Genomic DNA, 22,044 nt, shown 5'->3' with positions numbered 1-22,044 from the left:
GCGGGGTCCTGCCGCGAGCGGGTGCGACGCCCGGTGCGGCTCCCGGGCGGTCCCGACCGCCCGCCGGGCCGGGCCCTCCGGCCCGACCGGCGAGCGAGGCCATCCTTGACCGGCACGCGGCACGCGGCACGCGGCACGCGGCACGCAGCACCCGGCACCCCGGCACGTGGCACCCGGCACTCCGGCACCCGGTTGTCGGCCGGGCTCATGGCGTTCAGCCCGGCAGGGCGTTCCCCTGCACCGCCTGGATGTCCATCTCGACCCTGAGCTTCGTGCCGATCGCCGAGATCCCCGCCTGGATGACCTGGTTGTAGTGCATCGCGAAGTCGTCGCGGCGCAGTTCGGCCGTGGCGCTGAAGGCGGCGCGGGTGCCGCCCCAGGGGTCGGAGCCGGTGCCGAGGTAGCGCAGGTCGAGGTCGACGGGGCGGGAGACGCCGTGCATCCGCAGGTCGCCGTGGACGGTCCAGCGGTCCTCGCCCGCGAGGGAGATGCCGGAGCTGAGGTAGGTGAGCTGCGGGTAGTTGACCACGTCGAGGAAGTCGGGGGACTTCAGATGACCGTCGCGCATCTGGTTGCCGGTGTCGATCGAGGCGGCCTGGATGACGGCTTCCACACGGGACGTGGACCAGCCGTCGTCCCCGCCGATCTCGATGCGGGCGGTGAAGTCGGTGAACCGGCCTCGCACGCTGGAGATCCCCAGGTGCTGGGCGACCGCGCCGACCGTCGAGTGCGCCGGGTCGACCGTCCAGGTACCGGGCGCGGGCAGTTCCGTACCGCCCTGCCGGGTCAGCACCACCGTGCCCGCGTCGGCCCGGCCGCCCGCGCCGACCAGCGCGGTGGAGGCCGACGGGCCGTAGCCGACCGCCGTGACGATGACCGTGTACGGGCCGGGCGCCAGCTCGGCCGCCTCCTCGACCACGCCGTCGGCGTCGGCGTCGGCGCGGATGACCTGCCGGCCGGTCATGTCGGTGACGGTGACCACGGCGTGGGGCACTCCCCATCCGTCGCGGGTCCGAATCCGTGCGGTGAGTCCCATGCCGTCTCTCTCCTTGCGCAGTTCCGCTGTTCCGGTGCGGGGAGCCGGTCCGGGCGCCGCCCGTCCCGCCTCCCCCGGCCGCCGCGCTCGGCGACAGCCGTCCGATGCCTGTGTCCGCCCCCGGCCGCCCGGGCCCGTGCCCGGCGGTCGGAGGGCGGGAAGTCCCTGTGTGCGGACGGCCGAGCCGCCCGTGTCCCCGTCCGCGCCCCGCCCCGGCCCCCGGCCCCCGCGGCGCCATTCTCCCGCCGCCCGGGGCCCTCGCCGGCCGGAGCCCGCACGGGTGCCGCCCCGGCCCGCGCACGACTCCTCCGTACCGAAACGGTTCGCCCCGGACACCCCTTTCGCCCCGAGGCGACCCGTACGGGTGGACCCGCGCCGCGTCGCCGGGGCCGGCAGAGCGACGGGCCCCGGACGCGGTGGGCCGGCCGTCCCCTGCCGGTCCACCGCCTGTCCGGGGCCCTTCCACGGGGCCGCCGTCCGGCGCCTCCGCTGGGTGCGCCGGCCGGGCCCGTGGCCTGTGGCCGCGCCCGGCGCCGCTCGCGGGGGAGGGCGCCGGGCGCGGAGCGTCACTCGCCGGGGTGGGCGAGCTCGATGTCGTGCCCGTCGGTGCCGGGCCCGTTGAGGACGACCGCGGTGGCCACCGGCGGGTAGCCGGTCGCGATCACGGTGTACTCGCCGCCGTCCAGGTCGGCGAAGCCGTAGGCCCCGTCCTCGGCGGTGGTGCGGGTGGCGACCACGTTCCCCGCGGCGTCGACCAGGGTGACCCGCACCCCGGCCAGCGGGCCGTCCGCGGCCCGGACGACGCCCTGGACGCGGGCGCCGGTGTGCAGGGCGACCTCGACGTGGGTGACGCCGGTGGCGCCGATCTCGACCGGGAGCGCCGCCGGGCGGTGGCCCTCGGCGTTGACCGCGACCGTCACGGGACCGGGCACCAGCTCGGTGAAGGCGAAGGCGCCCGTCTCGTCACTGGCTCCGGTGGCCAGCACGTCGCCGCGCACGTCGGTGACGATGACCATCGCCCCGGCGACCGGGGCACCGGCCTCGGTACGCACCGCTCCGGTCAGGCCGCTCGTCCCGCTGAGCAGGATGTCGTAGCCGAGCGACTGCTCGCCGACGACCACGGTGGACGCCTGCGGCTGGAAGCCGTCGGCCGAGGCGATCAGCACGTAGCTGCCGGGCTCGGGCGCGTCCAGCGCGTAGGAGCCGTCGCCCTGGGCGACCGCGCGGCCGAGCTGGCGGCCGCCGAGCGAGATCAGCGTGACGGTGGCGTGCGCCACCGGCGTGTTCTCCGCGCCCCGGACCGAGCCGTGGACGGTGGTCCCCCCGCCGTTCGCGGCGGCCGGGACCGCGCCGAACTGCTGGGTGGCGGCGGTCGCCGCCGGGGTGGCGGCACCGACGGCGGCCGGGACGCGCGCCTCGGCGGCGGCCGGGACCGGAGCGGTCTTCTCGCTCTCCGCCTGGGCGAGCGCGCCCTGGGTCCGCAGCGGGACCTCCTTGATGAAGAGGGCGGCGATCAGGGCGAGGGCCGCGATCGGGGCGCCGATCAGGAAGACGTCCGCGACACCGTGGCCGTAGGCCGACTCGAAGACGGTCCGGATCGGGGCCGGCATGGCGTCCAGGTCGGGGAAGCCGCCGCTGGAGCCGCCGCCCTGCTGGGCCGCCGCGGCGGCCTTCGGGCCCAGTCCGGTGAGGCCGTCCTTGACGTAGTCGCTGATCCTGGTCGCCATGACCGCGCCGAGCGCCGAGACGCCGACCGCGCCGCCGAGGGAGCGGAAGAAGGTGACGACGGAGCTGGCGGAACCGAGGTCCGAGGGGGCCACCTGGTTCTGGGTGCAGAGCACGAGGTTCTGCATCATCATGCCGACGCCCAGACCCATCAGCGCCATGAAGAGCGCGATGTGCCAGTACGGGGTGTCGTAGCGGATCGAGCCCAGCAGGCCGAGGCCCGCGGTGAGCAGCACCGCGCCGGAGACCAGCCACGCCTTCCAGCGGCCGTTCTTGGTGATGATGATGCCGGAGGCGGTGGAGGAGACGAAGATGCCCGCGATCATCGGGATCGTCATGACGCCCGACATCGTCGGCGACTCGCCGCGCGCCAGCTGGAAGTACTGGCTGAAGAAGACGGTGCCGGAGAACATCGCGATACCGACGAAGAGCGAGGCCAGCGAGGCCAGGGTGATCGTGCGGTTGCGGAAGAGGCGCAGCGGCATGATCGGCTCGGCGGCCTTCGACTCCACCAGGACGAAGATCAGGGCCAGCACGACGGAGCCGCCGACCATGACACCGGTCTGCCACGACATCCAGTCGTACTTGTCCCCGGCGAAGGTCACCCAGATCAGCAGCAGGCAGACCGAGGCGACCACGAAGAACGCGCCCAGCCAGTCGACCTTCACCTCCCGCTTGACCACGGGCAGCTTCAGGGTCTTCTGGAGCACGACCAGGGCTATCAGGGCGAAGGGCACGCCCACGTAGAAGCACCAGCGCCAGCCGAGCCACGAGGTGTCGGTGATGACGCCGCCGAGCAGCGGGCCGCCGACGGTGGCCACGGCGAAGGTGGCGCCGAGGTAGCCGCTGTACCGGCCGCGCTCACGCGGCGCGATCATGGCGGCCATGATGATCTGGGCCAGCGCGGCCAGACCGCCCGCGCCGATGCCCTGCACGGCCCGGCAGGCGATGAGCATGGCCGGGTCCTGCGACAGCCCCGCGACGATCGAGCCGATCGCGAAGATGACCAGGGCTATCTGGACCAGGGCCTTCTTGTTGTAGAGGTCCGCGAGCTTGCCCCACAGCGGCGTGGAGGCCGTCATGGTCAGCAGCGAGGCGGTGACGACCCAGGTGTACGCGCTCTGCCCGCCGCCCAGGTCTCCGATGATCCTGGGCAGGGCGTTGGAGACGATCGTCGACGAGATGATCGCGGCGAACATGCCGAGCAGCAGCCCGGAGAGCGCCTCCATGATCTGCCGGTGCGACATGGGCGCCCCGGCCGACGCCGCGGCGGCGCCGCCGTGCTTGGCGGCATGGCTGCCCCGCACACCTTCCGGCGTGGTTGTTGCCATGAAAATCCTTCTCTTACATCGTGCGCGGATGTACGTCCCCCGTCCGGACGGACACGGACGGCGGGCCGGTCCCCACCGCCGTGGCGGCCGGACCGGCCCGACGCCCGCGCGTCCTAGAGCGAGGAGGTACGGGCGGTCGGCTGGTCGCTCGGCGCCGGCGCGGGATCGTCGGTGAGCCGGCTCGGGATCGAGCGGCAGTCGCCGAAGTCCTGGCGCAGGCGGCCGAGGAGCGAGATGAGCTGGTCGACTTCCTCGTCCGACCAGTTCTCCATGTAGTGGCCGAGCGCTCTGACGTAACGCTCGGACAGCTCGGTCAGCAGGAGCTTGCCCTCGGGCGTGAGACGGAGGATCCGGGACCGGCGGTCCGACGGGTCCGGGGACCGGTCGAGCCAGCCGCGGTCCGCGACGTGCGCCACATGGCGGCTGGTGACCGACATGTCGACGGCCAGCAGCTCGGCCATCCGGCTCATCCGCATCTCACCGTGCAGGTCGAGCAGATTGAGTACCGCGATGGAACCGGGCGGGCAGTCGTAGGGCAGAACGCGGGCGAGTCCTCGTTTCACCGCTCCGATGGCGCTGAGCTGACGGGCCAGTTGCTCGTACTGGGACTGAGCAGCCATCGGCCTCTCCTGTTTGTTGCTTAGGGCAACGATAGAACTGGATGGTTGCCGCAGGCAAACGAAACTGGGGCAATCGCGCTAAAGAGTCGGCAAAGCTCTGGGGGTGCGGGCGTAAAGCACGAAGGTGTTCGGTAAAGCCCCCGGCCGGCCGCCGCGCGCCCCTGCGCCGCCCCTCCCGCCCGTGGGCACGCGGGAAGCGCGGAGGTGGTCAACCCACCCCTCCGCGTGTGCGCCGCCGGCGGCGCGGACCCCGCGAGCGGGTGCGACGGACCGGGCGAACCGGCCCGCATCCCCCGAGGGTTGGGCGGGCGGGCCGCATTCGCTAGTGTCCTGGCCCATGGCACACAACCCCCAGTCGCCGCAGGGTCCCCAAGGTCACGACCCGGCCGGCAGTACGCAGATGTTCCGCGCTTTCGTCGACGAGCCCGGCCCCGCCGGACAGCAGACGCAGGCCGCCCAGTCCTCCGGCCCCCGGGTCGGCCTGATCGTCGGGGTGATCGCCGTGGTGGCGGTCCTCGCCGCCGTGGGCTGGCTCGCCTTCGCCTGATTCTCCGGTGCCCCGCTCACCACCGGGGCGCCGCACACCGCTCTGCCGGAGCCCGGCTCACCGCCGGGGCGTCACTCGTCGCTGTCGGGCAACCGACGTGCTCACCCGCCGCGCGCCCGCGCGCGCCGGGTGTCGACGGCGAGCCGCCCCTCGGCACGCGGAGCCGGCTCGTCCCGGCGGGCCGGTGACGGACGCGCGTCCCTCTTCGCGAGGGGCGCGCTTCTTCGTGTCCGGGCGGGGCCGTACACGCGGCGGCGGCCGGCCGCACGCCTGGACGGGCGTGCGGCCGGCCGCCGGGAGCGGGGCGCCCTGCACGGGGGGCGCCGGCGCGGTCAGTCCGCGATCAGGCCCTCGCGGAGCTGGGCCAGGGTGCGGGTGAGGAGGCGGGAGACGTGCATCTGGGAGATGCCGACCTCCTCGCCGATCTGCGACTGGGTCATGTTGGCGAAGAAGCGGAGCATGATGATCCGGCGCTCGCGCGGGGGGAGCTTGGCCAGCAGCGGCTTCAGCGACTCGCGGTACTCCACGCCCTCCAGCGCCGTGTCCTCGTAGCCGAGGCGGTCCGCGAGGGAGCCCTCGCCGCCGTCGTCCTCGGGGGCCGGGGAGTCGAGCGAGGAGGCGGTGTAGGCGTTGCCCACGGCCAGGCCGTCGACCACGTCCTCCTCCGAGACGCCGAGTGCCTGCGCCAGCTCGGGCACGGTCGGGGAGCGGTCGAGCTTCTGCGCCAGCTCGTCGCTGGTCTTGGTGAGCGCGAGCCGGAGCTCCTGGAGGCGGCGCGGTACCCGCACCGACCAGCTGGTGTCCCGGAAGAACCGCTTGATCTCGCCGATCACCGTCGGCATCGCGAAGGTCGGGAACTCCACCCCGCGCTCGCAGTCGAACCGGTCGATCGCCTTGATCAGGCCGATGGTGCCGACCTGGACGATGTCCTCCATCGGCTCGTTCCGGCTGCGGAAGCGGGCCGCCGCGTACCGGACGAGGGGGAGGTTCAGCTCGATGAGGGTGTCGCGGACGTACGCCCGCTCGGGGCTCTCCTTGCCGGAGCCCTCCGCCGACAGCTCGCGCAGGCGCAGGAAGAGGGAGCGGGAGAGGGTGCGGGTGTCGAGCGCCCCCGAGGGCTCGGGGAGGTCGGCCGCGGCCACCTCGCCTGCCTCCGGGAGCGGCGTGACGGTGTCCGCGGCGCCGGGGGGTCCGGCCGGGTGGGCGGCCCGCGGCGGGGCCGTGGGCCGGAGCGCGTCTTCCTGACGGGTCGTCTCCGGCGGCAGGACATGCGGGAATTCCGCACGGTCGAGCACACCGGGGGCACTCTTGCTGAGCGTGAGCACCTTCGAGCTGCCCTGTTCTGCGGACATGCCACCCCCTTGAGGTCGCGGACGGTCGCGGCGACGCCCTCGTCCGAGGAACGCAGCCTCCACCTGAATACCGGCGGTGAGCCTGCGGCAAACGCCGTTCCCGCAGAATGTCACATGTCGGCAACACGCTGTAGCGGTAAGTCGACAAAAAACGGGGGAGTTGGCCCCGGAAACAGGGGGTGTGAGGGGTTTTCGCGCAGTCGGGGCCGTGAATCGAGTCGACCCGTTCCGGTTAGGGCTCGATTCTGTTTGCGGATCTCAGCCGCGCGAAGCTCCGGGCCAGCAAACGGGAGACGTGCATCTGCGAGACACCGAGTTCGGCGCTGATCTGGGACTGTGTCAGGTTGCTGTAGTAGCGCAGCAGCAGGATGCGCTGCTCGCGTTCGGGCAGCTGGACCAGCAGGTGGCGGACGAGGTCGCGGTGTTCCACGCCGTCGAGCGCGGGGTCCTCGTAGCCGAGGCGGTCGAGCAGGCCGGGCAGCCCGTCGCCCTCCTGGGCCGCCTCCAGCGAGGTCGCGTGGTACGAGCGGCCCGCCTCGATGCAGGCGAGCACCTCGTCCTCGCTGATCCGCAGCCGCTCGGCGATCTCGGCGGTGGTCGGGGAGCGGCCGTGGGCCGTGGTGAGGTCCTCGGTGGCGCTGGTGACCTGTACCCACAACTCGTGCAGCCGGCGCGGTACGTGCACGGTGCGGACGTTGTCCCGGAAGTACCGCTTGATCTCGCCGACCACCGTCGGCATCGCGAAGGTCGGGAACTGCACGCCCCGGTCCGGGTCGAACCGGTCGATGGCGTTGATCAGGCCGATGGTGCCGACCTGGACCACGTCCTCCATCGGCTCGTTCCGGCTGCGGAAGCGGGCCGCGGCGTACCGGACCAGGGGCAGGTTGGCCTCGATGAGGGCGCTGCGGACCCTGCCGTGCTCGGCGGTGCCCGGCTCCAGCTCCTTGAGCTGCGAGAAGAGGAGCTGGGTCAGCGCGCGGGTGTCCGCGCCCCGTTTGCGGGCGGCCGGGTCGGAGGCCCGCCCCGGCCGGAACGGCGCGCTGCGCGGCGCCCGCCCCGGCCCCGGCCCGGAGCCGGGCACGGTTTCGGCACCCGGGGCGGCTCCGGCGCCGGGCACGGTGTTCGCGCCGCCGGGGCCGGGACCGTCCTGGGGCGGTGCGTGAGGCGCGGTTCTGGCCGGCACGGGCAACGCCACCCCTTGATCGTCAACTATCCGTCAAAAGCGGTCATAGCATCACAAGACGGACGCACTGTGTGCAAGCACCGTATAAAGCCGTGTTGAGGGGCAAGTTGGCACAACCGTGACAAACGTGCTGAGGCGTGCCGGGCGTGTGCGGAGTGTACGAGCCCGGGGTGCGCGCCGGGGCGCGCAGCGCGCGCGACGCGGCGTCCGGGGGGCAGGGGAGGCGTACAGCCTCCGGATGGCCGCCGCCACTCGGGGGTGATGCCGCGCGGGCGGCGTCCGGGAAGGGGCCGGATCAGGAATTTCCGCCGTTGGCGACCCAGGTCATGAAGTCGCCGACCGCCGACGCGGCGTTGGAGACACCCTCGAAACCGAGCTCGACGTATCCGCCCGCCGTCTCGGGGTCGGTGATGATCACGTACAGCACGAAGACCACCACCACGTACAGCGCGACCTTCTTGGCCTGCACCACCCCTGCCGCCTCCCCTGGCGTCCGGCTCCCGTTGCGGGGACGGCCCTGACGGCTGTCCCGGTTCCGCCACCCGACTGGTCGTCGGTGCGGCGGGTCGCGGAAGTTTAACGCGATGATCCGACCGGTGGCCGGTGAGTCGTCCGAGGTTCGTGGGACCAATGGCCCCCCGAGTGGGGTCGTTCGCCGCTGTCCGGCCGGCGGCGGGGGCGCGCAGCATGGGTGCGAGCCCGGCGGCCGGCAGGAGTCCGCCGGGCCGGGACGGGCCCGGACTGCGGGGTCCACGACGCGGGCACCGCCCGTACGCGTGGACAACCGGGCCCGTTCCCGCCGGAGGGGGCGGCCTCCTCCCCCGTCGCCGCTCCCTCCGACCCTCACTCGGCGGGGGCGGCGGCGACCGCTGCCCGGGAAGCAGAACGTCCCCCACCCGTTCTCACGGGTGGGGGACGTCGTCAGCGGTAGCGGTGGGATTTGAACCCACGGTGACTTGCGCCACACTCGCTTTCGAGGCGAGCTCCTTCGGCCGCTCGGACACGCTACCGAGAGAGAGCTTAGACCATCGGGGGCCGTGGGCCGAAATCCGTGCCCCGGACGCGGAGGGCGGAAGGTCAGCGGGCGCGGAAGAACTCGGTGAGGAGGGCGGCGCAGTCGGCGGCCAGGACGCCCTCGATCACCTCGGGGCGGTGGTTGAGGCGGCGGTCGCGGACCACGTCCCAGAGGGAGCCCGCGGCTCCGGCCTTCTCGTCCCGGGCGCCGTAGACGACGCGGTCCACGCGGGCGTGGACGGCGGCGCCCGCGCACATGGTGCACGGCTCCAGGGTGACGACCAGGGTGCAGTCGGTCAGCCGCCACTGGCCCGCGCGGGCGGCGGCCCGGCGCAGCGCGAGGATCTCGGCGTGCGCCGTCGGGTCCCCGCCCGCCTCGCGTTCGTTGTGGGCGGCGGCGAGCAGGTGGCCCGCCGGGTCGAGGACGACGGCGCCCACGGGGACGTCGCCGCCGCGTCCCGCCCGCTGGGCCTCGGCGAGTGCCTGCCGCATGGCGGGCTCCCAGGGGGTGCGGACGGGGTCGGGGGCGGGTCCGGCCGGACCGGCGGGCCCCGGGCGCGTGTTGTTCACACTCGGAACCTACCGGCCCGGCCGCGTACCCGCCCGGGGCAGGTCGGCCGCGGCGGGCCGGGGCGCTCAGCGGACCGCTTCCAGCACTTCGGCGGCGCCGAGCACGTCGGCGATCTCGTTCAGGGCGTCGCCGGGGCGCAGGGCGTGCAGCGCGCGTTCGCCGACGCCGAGGTCGGCGAGGAGCGCGCTGTCGCCGAGGGGCCCGGCGACGCCCTGGTCGGCGCCGGAGTCGTAGGTGTCGTCGTCCTGGTCCTCGCGGTAGGGCTCGCCCTCCTCCGTGCCGTCGAGGTCGAGGCCGGCGAGGACGTCGTCGTCCTCGGGGGTGCGGCCGAGCAGTTCGTCGGTGAGCAGCATCTCCCCGTACGAGCTGCGGGCGGCCGCGGCGGCGTCGGAGACGTAGATCCGCGGGTCGTCCTCACCGTCCACCCGGACGATGCCGAACCACGTGTCCTCCTGCTCGATGTAGGCCAAGACCGTGTCGTCGTCCGTCGTGGCCTCGCGGGCCAGATCGGTGAGGTCCGACAGGGTTTCCACGTCGTCGAGGTCTGTGTCGCTCGCTTCCCACCCGACTTCGGTGCGCGCGAGCAGTGCGGCGAAGTACACCGTGACTCTCCCACTGTCCTAGGTGTGCCGGTCGGCGGTTCCTCCGGCGGAGGCAGGCGGGGTGGCCCGCCCATCGAATCGTGGCAGAAAGGAACCGCTCAGGTGAGGTCTTCCGCGCGCCGCGTGCGCGTCGCGCCTCCGGCGGGGTGGATCGGGGGCGTCCGAGGGGCGCGCGGGGCCACCCGAGAGGGTGCGGCGCGGCGTGTGCCGGGCCGGTGGGGTGCTCGGGGCGGGCGGGGCGCGGGTGGCCGGTGCGGGCGCCGTCACCAGCGGAACGTACGCATCCGCATCTGCTGGCGCATCCGGGCGGCGCGGGCGCGGCGCGGCTGGACCCGGGCGCGCAGTTCCTTGGCCTCGGTCAGCTCGCGGAGGAACTGGGCCCGCCGCCGGCGCCGCTCGGCGTCGGTCTCGGCCTCGGACCCGCCGGAGGCCTCGGGCGCCCCGGGGGCGGCGTCCGCGTCCGGAGCGCCCGTGGCCCGTCCGCGGCGGCCCGTCGGGCCGGTCTCGGTCTCGCGGGCGGTGCCGGGGGCGTGCTCCCGGGCGCGTTCGAGGGCGCGCTCACGCAGCCGGGCGCGGGCGCGGCGCCGGGGCAGCCCCTCCTCCCGGGCGGCTCCCTCCTCCTCGACGCCGTCGGCGAAGTCGGCGGGTCCAGGGGTGGCGTCAGGCACACCGCCCCGGTCACGGGCGTTCCCGCTCTCCGTGCGACGACCGGCCGGTTCCGGCATCAGGCCACCATCCTCGGGCTGTTCACGCCTCCGCGCGGTCCGCGGAGCTTTCCTCCACTTTCCCCCGGCGTGCCGTGTCGATGCCATCGCGGGGAGGCCCGCTCCGACCTGCCCGTTACTGTGGACGGCATGCGGATACACGTCGTCGACCACCCTCTGGTGGCGCACAAGCTCACCACGCTGCGCGACAAGCGCACCGATTCCCCCACTTTCCGTCGTCTGGCGGATGAGCTGGTCACCCTGCTCGCGTACGAGGCGACGCGGGACGTGCGCACCGAGCAGGTGGACATCGACACCCCGGTCGCGCGGACGACCGGCGTGAAGCTCTCGCATCCGCGTCCGCTGGTGGTGCCGATCCTGCGGGCCGGGCTCGGCATGCTCGACGGCATGGTGCGGCTGCTGCCCACCGCCGAGGTCGGCTTCCTCGGCATGATCCGCGACGAGTCGACCCTCCAGGCGTCGACGTACGCCGCGCGGATGCCGGAGGACCTCACCGGCCGGCAGGTCTACGTCCTCGACCCGATGCTGGCCACCGGCGGCACCCTGGTCGCCGCCATCAAGGAGATGATCCGGCGCGGCGCCGACGACATCACCGCCGTGGTGCTGCTGGCCGCGCCCGAGGGCGTCGAGATCATGGAGCGCGAGCTGGAGGGGACCCCGGTCACCGTGGTCACCGCCTCCGTCGACGAGCGGCTCAACGAGGACGGCTACATCATCCCGGGCCTCGGCGACGCCGGGGACCGCATGTACGGCCAGGCCGACTGACGCATCCGCATACCGGTACGACCGCGCCCCCGGGTCCGTGAGGACGGTCCGGGGGTGCGGTCGTGTGCCGGAGGCGGCGGGTCAGCAGCGGCCGCCCGGCGAGGGTGACGGGGAGGGCTTCGGGGCGTTGAGGGCCTTGAGGGCGCCGGTGGCGGCGGCCTCGGGGGCCAGCTTCTCGAAGCCGTCGCCGATGATCAGGTCCACTTCGTTCGGCTTGCGGGGGCCCTTGGGGCCGGCCGGCTGGTCGCCGTCGGCCTCGGCGGCGTCCGCCTTCGCGGGCGTGCTCCCGGCCGGGGTCTCGACCTTGTGCCTCGCCCCGCCGACCTGGGTGGCGAGAACCGGGAAGGCGCCGTCGAGGGCGTCGGCCGCGCCGAGCAGCAGGGCGCTGCCCTTGACCTTCTTGTCGTACTCCTCGGTGGCGTTGCCGACCTCGCCGATGGCGAAGCCGCGCTTCTTGAGGGCGTCGGCGGTCTTCTTGGCGAGGCCGCCGCGCTCGGTGGCGTTGAGGACGTTGACCTTGATCTCGCCCGGGGCGGGGAGGGGCTCGACCGTGGCGGGGGACGCGCTGGGGGCGGGCCGGGGGCAGTCGGTGGCCCCCGCCGCCGTGGCGGTGGAGCCGCCGCCGGAGAAGACGTCGACGAGCTGGAACGTCCCCCAGCCGACGAGTCCGAGGGCCAGCACGCCGCCGGTGGCCGCCAGGACCAGCTTGCGGCGGCCGCCCGTACGGCGCATGCGGGGATACTTGTCCCCCGTGATGCGGTACTTGCCGCCCATGCCGGGGGGAGTGAGCATGCTCATGAGGCGCAGCGTAGTGCGGCCCTGGGGCAATGCCTACTAAAGGATCTACCGCTTGGTCCCGACCGGTGGGAAAAGGGCCCATTCGGTCGTGAGTGGATGCGGAACGGTCGCCTCCGTGGTCGGGCCGGAGGCGGGACGGCACTCCGCGCGACGCTCCGCCGGGAGCGGGCGCGGGGCGCCGGTCACGCCGGTCCGCTCAGTCCAGTTCGAGGACGCGGGCGTGGAGGACCTGGCGCTGCTGGAGCGCGGCGCGCACGGCGCGGTGCAGGCCGTCCTCCAGGTAGAGGTCGCCCCGCCACTTCACCACGTGGGCGAAGAGGTCGCCGTAGAAGGTCGAGTCCTCGGCGAGGAGGGTCTCCAGGTCGAGCTGGCCCTTGGTCGTCACGAGCTGATCGAGGCGGACCGGGCGCGGGGCCACGTCCGCCCACTGGCGGGTGGATTCCCGGCCGTGGTCGGGGTACGGCCGGCCGTTTCCGATGCGCTTGAAGATCACACGGAAAGCCTACCGGGCCGGGGTGGGGGCCCGCAGCCTCGCGGTGCGGGCCCCGTCGCAATTGGGCGTGACTGTCCTGATCGGTGCCCCCGTGCCGTCCCGGTGGGAGGCAGCGGCGGCGGCGGAGCTACTCCGTCAGGCCGTGGTGGTGGCCGTGCCCGCCGCCCTCGGCGCGGTGCCGCTCGGCCTGGGGAGCCGCCTTGGAGCCGGCCGGCCGGGAGAGGGACGAGAGATCGTGGGCGTAGGTGCCGACGGCGTGCGCGATGACGTCGATGTTGGTGTCGAACGCCTTCATCGAGATGTTCTTCAGGTCGTCGCAGGCAGAGTGGTAGCAGGGGTCGTACGCCTCGCCGGCCGTGCCGCCGTACCGCTTGGCCTGCTCCTCGGTCTTGAGGCCCTCGGCGCCGGTGAAGGTGCCGCCCGACGGGATGCCGGCCTCGACGAAGGGACCGTAGTCGGAGCGGCCGTCGAAGTCGGTGCCCTCGTGCGGCTCGCCCCGGCGGTCGAGGAAGGCGGTGATGTCCCGCTCGATCTGGGCGGAGCCCTCCGGGCCCGGTCCCTCGCCCTCCCCGTCGGAGTCGTCGCCGTCGAAGACGAACTGGGCGGCGTTGGGCGAGGCGATCATGTCGAAGTTGAGGTAGGCGGGGATCTGCCCGCGCTGCTTCTCGGAGAGTCCGGCGACGTAGTGCTCCGAGCCGAGCAGGCCGTTCTCCTCCGCCGACCACCAGGCGAACCGGACCTTGTTGCGCGGCTGTGGGGCCTTGTGGTGCTTGCCGGGACGGTCCTGGCCGATCTCGTCGGCGAGGTTGAGGGCGACCTCGACCAGCCCGGCCGAGCCGGAGCCGTTGTCGTTGATGCCGGCGCCCTCGGTGACCGAGTCGAGGTGGGCGCCGAGCATGACGGCCCGGTCGGCGGAGCCGCTCCGGGTCTCGGCGAGGAGGTTGTCGGTCTCGCGCTCCTCCTGGAGCTGGCGGATCTCCAGGGAGACCTTCACCTCGCCCTTGCCGGCCTCGGCGGCCAGCGCCCTGCCCTCGGCCTGGGTGACCCCGCCGGTCGGGATGCGGCCCGCCCCGGCCTCGCCGAGCGTGCCGGAGAGGGCGCCCTCGGTGTTGTTGTAGATGATCGCGCCGACCGCGCCCGCCTCGGCGGCGGCCGCCTGCTTCTCGGCGAAGGAGCAGCCGCCCCGCTCGATCAGCGCCACGGCGTCCCTGACCTCGGCGGCGTAGTCCGAGGCGGCGCAGCCGGGGGCGCCGCCGGCGTCGGCCGGGGTGTCGACCAGGGGCGCCTCCAGGCCGCCCTCGGGGGTGGAGGCGGTGTACGTCATCGCGTGCACGGCGACGTCCCGCTCGGTGGGCGAGACGACGGAGAGCTGCTGGGCGAGGGTCTCGGTGTAGGTGAAGGAGAAGGTCTGCCGGCTGACCTCGTAGCCGGCCTTGCGCATCAGCTTCTCGATGTACGCGGCGGACGCCTCGTGGCCGGGCGAGCCCGCCGCGCGGTGGCCGTCGTTGCGGTCGGCGATCGACTGGAGCTTGCGCAGGTGACGGTGGGCGTCGCGCGCGGAGGAGTCCTTGACCAGCTCACGGGCGAGCGCGGCGCCGTCCTCGGCCGGGGCCGAGGGCTTGTGGCCGTGGCCCGGCCCGTGGCCGTGGCCGTGGCCGGGTGCCGCGCCGAGCAGCAGCGGTGTGGCGAGCGCGGTGGCCGCGAGCGTGGCCATGGTTCTGCGAGACACTGCCTTCACAGGGTTCCCTCCCCAGTTTCCGGTGTGAACATCCCCGCCTGAGGCGGGAGTTGGCAGAGTTGAACGAGAAGCGAGCGGGTGTTCAACGCGGCTGGTGGGGAACCTAGCGATTCACGCCACCCGGCGGAAGGGGACCTCGTCGGGATGGGCGGGTTTCGCCGGGTCGGTCCGCCGGCCGCCGGACAGCGCGGGGCGGGCTCAGGACCCGTCGTCCCCGGCGGCCTTCGCCGCCCGCTTCATCTCCTGCTTGTGGGCCCGCACCCGGGCCAGCGACTCGGGCCCCGTGATGTCGGCGACCGAGCGGTAGGCGTGCTCCTCGCCGTAGACCCCGGCGGCCTCCCGCCAGCCGGGCGGGCGCACGTCCAGTTGCTTGCCGAGCAGGGCGAGGAAGATCTGCGCCTTCTGGGGGCCGAAGCCGGGCAGTGCCTTGAGCCGGCCGAGCAGTTCGCCGCCGTCGGCGACGTCGCGCCACAGCGCCTCGGCGTCGCCGTCGTAGTGGTCGACGAGGTACTGGCAGAGCTGCTGGACCCGGCGGGCCATCGACCCCGGATACCGGTGCACGGCCGGTTTGGCGGAGAGCAGCGCGGCGAACTCGTCCGGGTCGTGGGCGGCGATCTCGTGCGCGTCGAGATCGTCCGTACCCAGCCGCCGGGCGATGGTGTGCGGCCCGCTGAACGCCCATTCCATCGGCACCTGCTGGTCCAGCAGCATCCCGATCAGGTCCGCCAGCGGACTCCTGCTGAGCAGCGCGTCGGCCCCGGGCTCCTGCGCGAGCCGCAGTGTCTTCTCCATGCGGACCATGGTCACCCCGGCCGCGCGGACCCGCATGTGGTGGAGCCGCAGGTGGGGGCCGCGTTCAGGCGAGCCCGTGCTTGCGGGCCACCATCCGCAGCACGGCCGCGCGCGGCAGCAGCCGGCGCAGGACGAGGACGAGCGGGGCGTTGCTGCCGACGGCGTAGAGCGGGCGGGGGCGCTCGGCCTCGATCGCGCGCAGCACGGTCGCGGCCACCTTCCCGGCGGAGATCCCGGCGGCCTCGTTGGCGTCGAGGTGGCGCAGCATCGTCGCGTACTCGTCGCGGTACGGCGAGTGGTCGGCGAGGTACTCGGTGCGCCGTTCGCTGATCCCGGTGGCGATCGATCCGGGCTCCACGGTGCTCATGCCGATGCCGTACGGGGCGACCTCGCGCCGGGCGGCGTCGGCGAAGCCCTTCAGGGCCGCCTTGGAGGCGACGTAGGAGGAGCGGTAGGCCAGCGGGAAACTGGCCAGCATGGAGCCGACCATGACGATGCGGCCAGCGCGGCGCTCGCGCATGGCGGGCAGCAGGAGCTGGGTGAGGCGGACGGCGCCGAGGACGTTGACCCGGAAGAGGCGCTCCAGCGCCTCGGGCGGCAGTTCCTCCAGCGGGCCGCTCTGGCTCTCGCCGGCGTTGTTGACCAGCACGTCCACCGGCCCGGCGGCGGTGGCGCAGGCCAGGACGGAGGCGTCGTCGGCGAGGTCGAGCGCCAGGTAGGTGACGCCGGGGACCGGTTCCGTGATCCGTCCGGGGTCCCGGCTGGTGCCCAGTACCCGGTACCCGCGCTCCACCAGCAGGGCGGCGACCGCCGCCCCGATGCCCGAGGAGGCCCCTGTCACCAGTGCCGTACGCCGTCCCGCCGCCTGCTCCATCGCCCCGCCTCTTCCCGCTCGTCCGCCCGGCCGGGGGAAGGTACCGGACGGTAGGCGGGGCGACAAGGGAGTGAGAGGCGGCGAAGCGTGCGGTTGCGGGCCGCTGTGCGCCCAACCCACCGGATCTGCCGCGGTGTCGCGTCGATCGGCCGGCATCTGCGAATGGCGGGGGAGGGGCGCGGGCATCCCCCTCCACGAGACCTGCGAGACCTGCGAGACCTGCGAGACCGGCGAGGCGGAGGCGGGAGGCGCGCCGTGAGAGCAGCTTCGGGCGGGACGGGGGCCGGGTGGTGCGTCGAGCGGCCGGCCGGGCAGCGGGCGGAGGCGGTCTCGACTGCGCCACCAGCGGCTCGCGTCACCACCGCTACGGGGGCCGGGTGGTGCGTCGAGGCGGGCGGGGAGACGGGGGAGGCGCCCGGCTGACCGTGGCGGAGCCGGCGGGCGGCCGGCCGGGCAGCGGGCGGAGGCGGTCTTCGACTGCGCCACCAGTGGCCCGCGCCCCCACCGCTACGGGGCCCGTTCCTGGGCGAGGTGCTGCTGGGCACCTGCCCGGGCGCCGGCCCCGGCCGCCGCAGGCCGGGCACCTGCTGGTGGCCGCCGGGGCCGACGGGCACCGCGCCGTCCTCGCCCGGGCCGAGGCGGCCGAGGAGTTCAGGTACGCGCCCGTCCTGCCGGTGGTCCGGCTCGACGGCGCACCGCACCTGGCCGGCCCGGTCGACCGCGCGGTACGTCAGCGCGGTGACCGCGGCGCGGCTGGTGCGGCCCGGTGAGCGGGAGCCGGGGACGCTCCCGGCTCACCGGGCCGGCCCTCGTCTGAGGCGGGCCGAACGGGCCGCCGCCACGGTTCGCCGGCCGCCGAAACGACCCGGGCGTACCGTCGCCCCATGTCCCGACAGCCCCACCCCACCGGCCGGTTCCGCTGCCCGGCGCCCCCCATGTCCGGCGGACCCGGTCCGGTTCGGGCCGGCGAGGTGGCCCGGTGACGCTCTGGGAGGCGCTCGCCGTGCTCGTGGCCGGGTTCGCGGGCGGTGCGCTCAACACGGCGGTCGGCTCCGGCACCCTCGTCACCTTCCCCGTCCTGCTCGCCACCGGGCTGCCCCCGGTCACCGCCACCGTCTCCAACGCGCTCGGCCTCATCCCCGGCTCCGTCAGCGGCGCCTTCGCCTACCGCCGTGAACTGACCGGACAGCGCCCCCTGCTCGTCCCGCTCTGCGTCAGCGCCGCCCTCGGCGGACTCTGCGGGGCCGCCCTGCTGATGGTGCTGCCGCCCGGGGTCTTCGCCGCCGTGGTACCCGTCCTGGTGGGACTCGCCCTGCTGCTGATCGCGGCGCAGCCGCTGCTGACCCGTGCCCTGCGCGGCCGCCTCGTCCGCCCCGGCGGCGGCCTCCCGCTCCGCGCCGGCCTCGCGCTGGCCAGCGTCTACGGGGGCTACTTCTCCGCCGGGCAGGGCATCCTCTACGTCGCCCTGTCCGGCGCCCTGCTCGACGCGTCGCTCCAGCGCGTCAACGCGCTCAAGAACGTACTGGTCGCCCAGGTCAACGCGGTCGCCGCCGCCTTCTTCCTGGTCACCGCCGACATCGACTGGCGGGCCGCCCTGCTGATCGCGGCCGGGGCCACCGCCGGCGCCCCCCTCGGCGCCCGCGCGGCCCAGCGCCTGCGGCCGGTCGCCCTGCGTGTCCTCATCCTCACCGTCGGCACCGCCGGGCTGCTCCACATGACGCTGGGCTGACCGCCGGTGCCGACGCGTGCCCGAGGGTGCCCGATTCCGGAATTCGCCCTGGTCAGAGCCGCCACAGGGCCTCTTCGCGCAGTACGGTGGAAGGAGCGGCACGCCCTGTGCGGCGGCCGCGCGACACGCCCCCCGGGGCGCGCCGGCCCCGGCCTCGTGGAAGGTACGCACGCCATGGCACACGCGGACTTCGACATCGGCACCCAGCGGGACACCGGGGCCCACCCGGCCACCGGGGCGGGCCGGTTCGCCGCCGGGCCGACCCTGCGCGTGGAGGTCACCCCGCACCGGGAGGGCCTCTTCGACGGCGCCTGGTGGCCGCACTCGCACCGGGCCACCGTCGAGCTCCCCCGCCTCGTCAGCGGGCTGGCCGGACACTGGGGCCCGGTGACGCGGATCGGGGTGGACCTGGAGACGTGGGGGGCGCTGCCGACGCGGCTGATCGTGGACGAGCGGCTGGTACGGGTCGACGGCTACCCGGTGGCGGACGACACCGCCCTCGTCACCCGCGACGACCACGAGCTCTTCTCGCTCCTCGTCGTCCCGCCCGAGGCCCCCGCCGAGGCGGCCATCGCCGCGATGGCGCGGGCCCTGAGCCCCCACAACACGGCCACGGCGGAGACGATCCTGTACGAGACCGGCGTCCGCCCGCCCCGCCGCCGCGGCTGATGTCCCGGGCGGGGGCGTGTGCTCGGGCCCGGCCCCACGGGGCCCGCCGCTCATCCGCGACTTCCGCCCGGCCCCGGACCGCGCCGCCCCCCTCGTAGCAGGCGTCTGCCACCTCCAGGTCGAGGCGTCGGGCGCGTGGGAACCGACGGACACGGCGCCGTAGGACGGGCCGGCCCCGTCCCGGCTCAGGCGGGGACGGCGCGGCGGGCCGGACGGCCGTCGGGGGCCGGGAGACGGGCGACGACCTGGGCGTGGAAGTGGTCGACCGCCTCGTCGACGCTGCGGATGAAGCCGGACGCCGCGCCGCCGCGCGTGGTGCCCATGCCCTTGAAGAGGGAGAGGCGGAAGCCGAGCATCGGCTCGCCGTTGCGCGGCAGCAGGTCGGCCGGTTCGGGGCGCAGCCGCTCCAGGGTGGAGCGCGGCCCGGCGCCCTCCCCGACCAGGGTCTCCACATGCAGGTCCGCCGGGGCCTCGGTGAGCATCCGCAGCAGGCGCTTGGCGGAGGACAGCGGATAGCCGCCCTCCGGCACCGGCACCTCCACCGAGGTCCGCAGCTTGCCCGTCCGCAGGTCGGCGACGAGGGTGAGCAGTCCCGGGGAGCCGTCGACCCGCACCTCGGCGGTGAGCCGCCCCTCCTCGCAGAGCCGGTCGGCGAGCGCGGCCCGGCGCGCGGCCGGGTCGGTGCCGCGCCGCCCGCGCTGGACCGGCATCGCCTTGCGGCCCAGTTCCCCGCCGATCCGCAGGCAGACCTGGCGGACCAGCCGCTCCCAGCTCTCGATGACGTCGACGGCTCGCGCGTCCCCCGGGCAGAGGGTCTCGGCGTCGATGCCGTTGCGTACCTGTACCCACGAGGGGCCCATGTTCTGGAAGCCCTGGCAGCCGGAGTTGTCGTGCTGGAGGTAGTGCAGCAACTCCTGGAGCAGCCAGGCGTGCGCCGCGTTGCCGACGCCCTCGTGCCGGATCAGCAACTGCGCCTGGTGCGCCACCTCGGCCCAGGAGAGGTGCCAGAGCGTCACCTTGTGCTTGCGGCGGCGGTCCGTCTTCACCTCGACCAGCGGCCGGCCTTCGAGGGCCACGTCGTTGGAGAGGGTGATCACCGCCTCGTAACCGCGCCGGGCGGCGATGTCCATGTAGTTCTGCACCTGTTCGGCGCGGAGCGGGTTGCCGTTGGTCTTGGTCTCCACCAGCGCCGTCCACAGCTTCCCGGCCCGTTCGACGCGGATGACGCCGTCCGGGCGGCGCGGGGTCTCGCCGTGCGGCAGCGACACCTCGGTGAAGGTCTCCATCCGCCCGGCGGGCGCCCCGAACGCGGCGGTCAGCCGCCGCCCGAACTCCGGCACCTGCGCCATCGCCGACAGCAGCACCGAGGTGGCCCGCGTCTCGCGCTCCCGGTCGCTCTTGAGCGAGGAGGCCGGGAAGAGCCGGGCGGTGCGCCAGGCGTCGTTCTCCGCGAGGGTCCGCTGCCGGGCGGCGGGCAGGGTGACCTTCTTCTTGGCCGTACGAGGGCGGCGGCGGGTGGGTCCGGCCGCCGCGGGGGCCGCCGGTGCGGGCCGCTGGGCGGGGAGTTCGGCCGGCGGTGCGGCGGGCGCGGGCGGGGCGGGGGCCGGAGCCGGAGCCGGGTCTGGCCGCGGAGCCGGCGGGCTCTGCCGGACAGCCGTGCCGGACCCCTCCTGGCCGCCTTCGGGAGCGCCGCCGCCGTCCTCGCCCTCCCCCTCGTCGTCCACGTCGATGCCGAAGTCGGTGGCGAGCCCCGCCAGCCCGGAGGCGTAACCCTGGCCGATGGCACGGAACTTCCAGGCGCCCTCCCGGAGGTACAACTCTCCGAAGAGGAAGGCCCGTTCGTCGGTGGCGTCCTCGATGGCGTAGCCGAGGAGCAGCTCGCCGGAACGGTCGGCGAGGGTCAGCCGCAGCTCCTCCAGATCGCCGAAGCGCCCGCTGCCGTACTGGCTGGCGGCGATGACGATGCGCTCCACGCCGGGCGGGACCGCGCCGAGGTCGAGGCTGACGCGGTCCTCGCTGCCGTTGCCCGCCGGTGTCTTGCCGAGGAGCTGGACGCTGCCGTCGGGCGAGGCGGGGTGGTTGTAGAAGTAGAAGTCCCCGTCGTCGCGGACCTTGCCGTCCGGCCCCAGCAGGAGCACCGAGACATCGGCGTCGCCCTCTCCGGCCGCGCTGCTCCAGCTCAGGTGGACGACCACCGAGGCGGCGTCCTCACTCAGCGCGGCCAGTGCGACGTTGGCCCCCTTGGACATCTCGCGCACGCGGTCCCCCAGACACTCCGCCGCCACCGGGCATCCCCGGGCGGCCCCCACCCCGTCGATCGTGTGACCACCGCCACAGCGGCGGCCATGAGCTGCAAGGTACCCCGTGATGGAGGAGTTGGTCAGGAGGTGTGGAGAAAAGGTGGGGCGCTCCGCTACGCCCCGTGCGCCGCCCGGACCGCCGGAAGGCACGCCGTGACCCCGAGGGCGTACGCGGCGAGGCGGGCGGTCAGCTCGTCGGCCAGGCGGTCCAGGGCCTCGTGTTCGGCGATCTGCTCCGGGTCCCACGGGCCCGAGGTCTCCTCCAGCTCGTCCACCCGGCAGGCGGCGGCGAGCGCCTCGGCCACGTCGTGCGCGACGGTGAGCAGCCGCTCCCGGGCTGTCTCCGGCAGGCCCTCGGTCAGGCGTGCCACCTCCCCGGCGTCCGGCAGCAGCGGTACGCGGTGCGTCAGCCAGGCGTCCCCCCAGAGCCGGCGGCGCCGGTCCTCGGGCCAGCCCCCGTCGACCACCTTGACCTCGGTGACCGCGCCGGGGCGCGCCGCCGGCCCGTGGCGGGCGGCGAGCCGGGCGGCGGCGACCGGGACGCCGTCCGGGCCCCGCCCGCCGGGGCCGGCCGTCCCGAGCCGGGCGGAGAGCCCCACCGGGTGCCGGGCCGCCGCGCCGACGGCCGGCAGCGAGGCCAACTCCTCGTCGACCAGGAGGCATTCGGGCGCCGCCCCGATCAGCCGGACCCGTCGGGGGCGCTCCCCGGAGCGGGCGGCCCGCCAGGCCGTCACCGTCGCGTCCGCCCACCAGGCGACGTACTCGCAGGTGGCGGCCTCGTGTTCGCGGGCGGCGCGGTGGGCGAGGCGCTGGTCGAGGCCGAGCCGGACGGTGGCCGGGTCGTAGAGCGCGCCGAGGGCCAGGTCGCTGGTGGCGCCGATGAGCGCTTCGCGCCGCTCGTCGAGGGCGTCCGCCCGGCGGCGCCGTTCCTGGCACCCGGCCAGCAGCGCGCCGCCCGCCTCCGCCATGGCGGCGAGGACCTGGTCCGTCTCCGCGCCCGAGAGGTGCTCGGGTCCGGCGTCGGGGGCGCGGTGGGGCCTGCGGGGGCCCGGGGGCGTGGCGTCCATGCGTACTCCTTGCGCGAGTCGGGGCGGGGGAGCGGCCGTCAGCGGACGGTAGGGCCGGGGCGCCCCCGGGCGGGCCGGAAGAACGCGACCCCACCCGTCCGGGTGGCTTCCGG

21 protein-coding genes and 1 tRNA gene are annotated in these 22,044 nt (G+C 74.7%); 5 read left to right on the top strand and 17 right to left on the bottom strand.

Going from position 1 to position 22,044, the window contains the following annotated elements:
• Nucleotides 1-214: 214 nt before the first annotated feature.
• From Sdia_RS04405 to Sdia_RS04395, 3 genes are all read right to left on the bottom strand, one after another.
• Entirely contained in the window at nucleotides 215-1,036 is an 822-nt protein-coding gene (locus Sdia_RS04405) for a YceI family protein (RefSeq protein WP_100457517.1), read from the bottom strand.
• Between the two features lie 566 nt (nucleotides 1,037-1,602).
• Nucleotides 1,603-4,008, bottom strand: a complete 2,406-nt coding sequence (locus Sdia_RS04400; RefSeq protein WP_463403620.1) for an MFS transporter — start codon at nucleotides 4,006-4,008, stop codon at nucleotides 1,603-1,605.
• A gap of 197 nt (nucleotides 4,009-4,205) precedes the next feature.
• Complete coding sequence (locus Sdia_RS04395) at nucleotides 4,206-4,712, bottom strand: MarR family winged helix-turn-helix transcriptional regulator (RefSeq protein ID WP_115067632.1); 507 nt, start codon at nucleotides 4,710-4,712, stop codon at nucleotides 4,206-4,208.
• A gap of 337 nt (nucleotides 4,713-5,049) precedes the next feature.
• Here Sdia_RS04395 and Sdia_RS04390 point away from each other — a divergent pair, with 337 nt between their 5' ends.
• The gene (locus Sdia_RS04390) at nucleotides 5,050-5,259 is read left to right on the top strand and encodes a hypothetical protein (protein ID WP_115067633.1); all 210 of its coding nucleotides are present in this window, start codon (nucleotides 5,050-5,052) and stop codon (nucleotides 5,257-5,259) included.
• 332 nt (nucleotides 5,260-5,591) lie between these two features.
• Here Sdia_RS04390 and Sdia_RS04385 read toward each other — a convergent pair whose 3' ends face one another.
• The 7 genes from Sdia_RS04385 to Sdia_RS04355 form a co-directional block, all read right to left on the bottom strand.
• Nucleotides 5,592-6,611 (bottom strand): SigB/SigF/SigG family RNA polymerase sigma factor, encoded by a 1,020-nt coding sequence (locus tag Sdia_RS04385; protein WP_124287463.1) that lies wholly within the window; start codon nucleotides 6,609-6,611, stop codon nucleotides 5,592-5,594.
• 232 nt (nucleotides 6,612-6,843) lie between these two features.
• A complete protein-coding gene (locus Sdia_RS04380) occupies nucleotides 6,844-7,728 on the bottom strand; it encodes an RNA polymerase sigma factor SigF (RefSeq protein WP_100457522.1) in 885 nt (294 codons plus the stop codon).
• 361 nt (nucleotides 7,729-8,089) lie between these two features.
• On the bottom strand, nucleotides 8,090-8,266 hold the full coding sequence (locus Sdia_RS04375; protein ID WP_164494957.1) for a hypothetical protein: 177 nt from the start codon (nucleotides 8,264-8,266) through the stop codon (nucleotides 8,090-8,092).
• A gap of 453 nt (nucleotides 8,267-8,719) precedes the next feature.
• Nucleotides 8,720-8,804, bottom strand: a tRNA-Ser gene (locus Sdia_RS04370).
• Between the two features lie 67 nt (nucleotides 8,805-8,871).
• Entirely contained in the window at nucleotides 8,872-9,378 is a 507-nt protein-coding gene (gene tadA / locus Sdia_RS04365; protein ID WP_100457523.1) for a tRNA adenosine(34) deaminase TadA, read from the bottom strand.
• A gap of 66 nt (nucleotides 9,379-9,444) precedes the next feature.
• Nucleotides 9,445-9,981 (bottom strand): tRNA adenosine deaminase-associated protein, encoded by a 537-nt coding sequence (locus Sdia_RS04360; RefSeq protein WP_185393232.1) that lies wholly within the window; start codon nucleotides 9,979-9,981, stop codon nucleotides 9,445-9,447.
• 263 nt (nucleotides 9,982-10,244) lie between these two features.
• Nucleotides 10,245-10,649: a hypothetical protein gene (locus tag Sdia_RS04355; RefSeq protein WP_229830677.1), complete on the bottom strand. Its 405-nt coding sequence runs from the start codon at nucleotides 10,647-10,649 to the stop codon at nucleotides 10,245-10,247.
• Between the two features lie 186 nt (nucleotides 10,650-10,835).
• Between Sdia_RS04355 and upp the strand changes: the two genes are divergently transcribed.
• Nucleotides 10,836-11,471 carry a uracil phosphoribosyltransferase gene (upp, locus tag Sdia_RS04350; RefSeq protein WP_100457589.1) on the top strand — a complete coding sequence of 212 codons (636 nt, stop codon included), beginning with the start codon at nucleotides 10,836-10,838 and terminating at the stop codon, nucleotides 11,469-11,471.
• Between the two features lie 81 nt (nucleotides 11,472-11,552).
• Here the strand turns inward: upp and Sdia_RS04345 are convergent, their stop codons facing one another.
• The 5 genes from Sdia_RS04345 to Sdia_RS04325 all read right to left on the bottom strand — a co-directional run bounded on the left by Sdia_RS04345 (nucleotide 11,553) and on the right by Sdia_RS04325 (nucleotide 16,166).
• Nucleotides 11,553-12,269 (bottom strand): LytR C-terminal domain-containing protein, encoded by a 717-nt coding sequence (locus tag Sdia_RS04345; protein ID WP_164494958.1) that lies wholly within the window; start codon nucleotides 12,267-12,269, stop codon nucleotides 11,553-11,555.
• 196 nt (nucleotides 12,270-12,465) lie between these two features.
• On the bottom strand, nucleotides 12,466-12,762 hold the full coding sequence (locus Sdia_RS04340; protein ID WP_003949502.1) for a type II toxin-antitoxin system VapB family antitoxin: 297 nt from the start codon (nucleotides 12,760-12,762) through the stop codon (nucleotides 12,466-12,468).
• A gap of 127 nt (nucleotides 12,763-12,889) precedes the next feature.
• Nucleotides 12,890-14,476 carry a M28 family metallopeptidase gene (locus Sdia_RS04335; RefSeq protein ID WP_100457527.1) on the bottom strand — a complete coding sequence of 529 codons (1,587 nt, stop codon included), beginning with the start codon at nucleotides 14,474-14,476 and terminating at the stop codon, nucleotides 12,890-12,892.
• A 222-nt stretch (nucleotides 14,477-14,698) separates the two neighbouring features.
• Nucleotides 14,699-15,292, bottom strand: a complete 594-nt coding sequence (locus Sdia_RS04330; RefSeq protein ID WP_100457590.1) for an HhH-GPD-type base excision DNA repair protein — start codon at nucleotides 15,290-15,292, stop codon at nucleotides 14,699-14,701.
• Nucleotides 15,293-15,356: 64 nt separating this feature from the next.
• Nucleotides 15,357-16,166: an SDR family oxidoreductase gene (locus Sdia_RS04325; RefSeq protein WP_100457528.1), complete on the bottom strand. Its 810-nt coding sequence runs from the start codon at nucleotides 16,164-16,166 to the stop codon at nucleotides 15,357-15,359.
• 590 nt (nucleotides 16,167-16,756) lie between these two features.
• Here Sdia_RS04325 and Sdia_RS29910 point away from each other — a divergent pair.
• The 3 genes from Sdia_RS29910 (at nucleotide 16,757) to Sdia_RS04310 (ending at nucleotide 18,564) form a co-directional block, all read left to right on the top strand.
• Nucleotides 16,757-16,936 (top strand): hypothetical protein, encoded by a 180-nt coding sequence (locus tag Sdia_RS29910; protein WP_229830675.1) that lies wholly within the window; start codon nucleotides 16,757-16,759, stop codon nucleotides 16,934-16,936.
• A 209-nt stretch (nucleotides 16,937-17,145) separates the two neighbouring features.
• Entirely contained in the window at nucleotides 17,146-17,895 is a 750-nt protein-coding gene (locus Sdia_RS04315; protein WP_189500042.1) for a sulfite exporter TauE/SafE family protein, read from the top strand.
• Nucleotides 17,896-18,069: 174 nt separating this feature from the next.
• Complete coding sequence (locus tag Sdia_RS04310) at nucleotides 18,070-18,564, top strand: DUF5994 family protein (protein WP_189500041.1); 495 nt, start codon at nucleotides 18,070-18,072, stop codon at nucleotides 18,562-18,564.
• A 185-nt stretch (nucleotides 18,565-18,749) separates the two neighbouring features.
• Here the strand turns inward: Sdia_RS04310 and Sdia_RS04305 are convergent, their stop codons facing one another.
• Together Sdia_RS04305 and Sdia_RS04300 are read right to left on the bottom strand one after the other, a co-directional pair.
• Nucleotides 18,750-20,813: a TerD family protein gene (locus Sdia_RS04305; RefSeq protein ID WP_185393764.1), complete on the bottom strand. Its 2,064-nt coding sequence runs from the start codon at nucleotides 20,811-20,813 to the stop codon at nucleotides 18,750-18,752.
• Nucleotides 20,814-20,977: 164 nt separating this feature from the next.
• Entirely contained in the window at nucleotides 20,978-21,931 is a 954-nt protein-coding gene (locus tag Sdia_RS04300; RefSeq protein WP_100457532.1) for a hypothetical protein, read from the bottom strand.
• Between the last annotated feature and the right edge of the window lie 113 nt (nucleotides 21,932-22,044).

It is taken from the genome of Streptomyces diastaticus subsp. diastaticus (assembly GCF_011170125.1).
In the GTDB taxonomy this organism is placed as follows: domain Bacteria; phylum Actinomycetota; class Actinomycetes; order Streptomycetales; family Streptomycetaceae; genus Streptomyces; species Streptomyces diastaticus.
Note: the sequence above shows the minus strand (reverse complement) of the source record. Positions and strands in the feature narration are given on the sequence as shown.

What these genes read in the sequence shown, in the direction of transcription:
- Sdia_RS04335 (WP_100457527.1), bottom strand. Translation starts at nt 14,476, where the DNA reads ATGGCCACGCTCGCGGCCACCGCGCTCGCCACACCGCTGCTGCTCGGC.
- Sdia_RS04300 (WP_100457532.1), bottom strand. Translation starts at nt 21,931, where the DNA reads ATGGACGCCACGCCCCCGGGCCCCCGCAGGCCCCACCGCGCCCCCGAC.
- Sdia_RS04400 (WP_463403620.1), bottom strand. Translation starts at nt 4,008, where the DNA reads ATGTCGCACCGGCAGATCATGGAGGCGCTCTCCGGGCTGCTGCTCGGC.
- Sdia_RS04305 (WP_185393764.1), bottom strand. Translation starts at nt 20,813, where the DNA reads ATGTCCAAGGGGGCCAACGTCGCACTGGCCGCGCTGAGTGAGGACGCC.
- Sdia_RS04330 (WP_100457590.1), bottom strand. Translation starts at nt 15,292, where the DNA reads ATGGAGAAGACACTGCGGCTCGCGCAGGAGCCCGGGGCCGACGCGCTG.
- Sdia_RS04390 (WP_115067633.1), top strand. Translation starts at nt 5,050, where the DNA reads ATGGCACACAACCCCCAGTCGCCGCAGGGTCCCCAAGGTCACGACCCG.
- Sdia_RS04310 (WP_189500041.1), top strand. Translation starts at nt 18,070, where the DNA reads ATGGCACACGCGGACTTCGACATCGGCACCCAGCGGGACACCGGGGCC.
- upp (WP_100457589.1), top strand. Translation starts at nt 10,836, where the DNA reads ATGCGGATACACGTCGTCGACCACCCTCTGGTGGCGCACAAGCTCACC.
- Sdia_RS04345 (WP_164494958.1), bottom strand. Translation starts at nt 12,269, where the DNA reads ATGAGCATGCTCACTCCCCCCGGCATGGGCGGCAAGTACCGCATCACG.
- Sdia_RS04325 (WP_100457528.1), bottom strand. Translation starts at nt 16,166, where the DNA reads ATGGAGCAGGCGGCGGGACGGCGTACGGCACTGGTGACAGGGGCCTCC.
- Sdia_RS04385 (WP_124287463.1), bottom strand. Translation starts at nt 6,611, where the DNA reads ATGTCCGCAGAACAGGGCAGCTCGAAGGTGCTCACGCTCAGCAAGAGT.
- Sdia_RS04395 (WP_115067632.1), bottom strand. Translation starts at nt 4,712, where the DNA reads ATGGCTGCTCAGTCCCAGTACGAGCAACTGGCCCGTCAGCTCAGCGCC.
- Sdia_RS04405 (WP_100457517.1), bottom strand. Translation starts at nt 1,036, where the DNA reads ATGGGACTCACCGCACGGATTCGGACCCGCGACGGATGGGGAGTGCCC.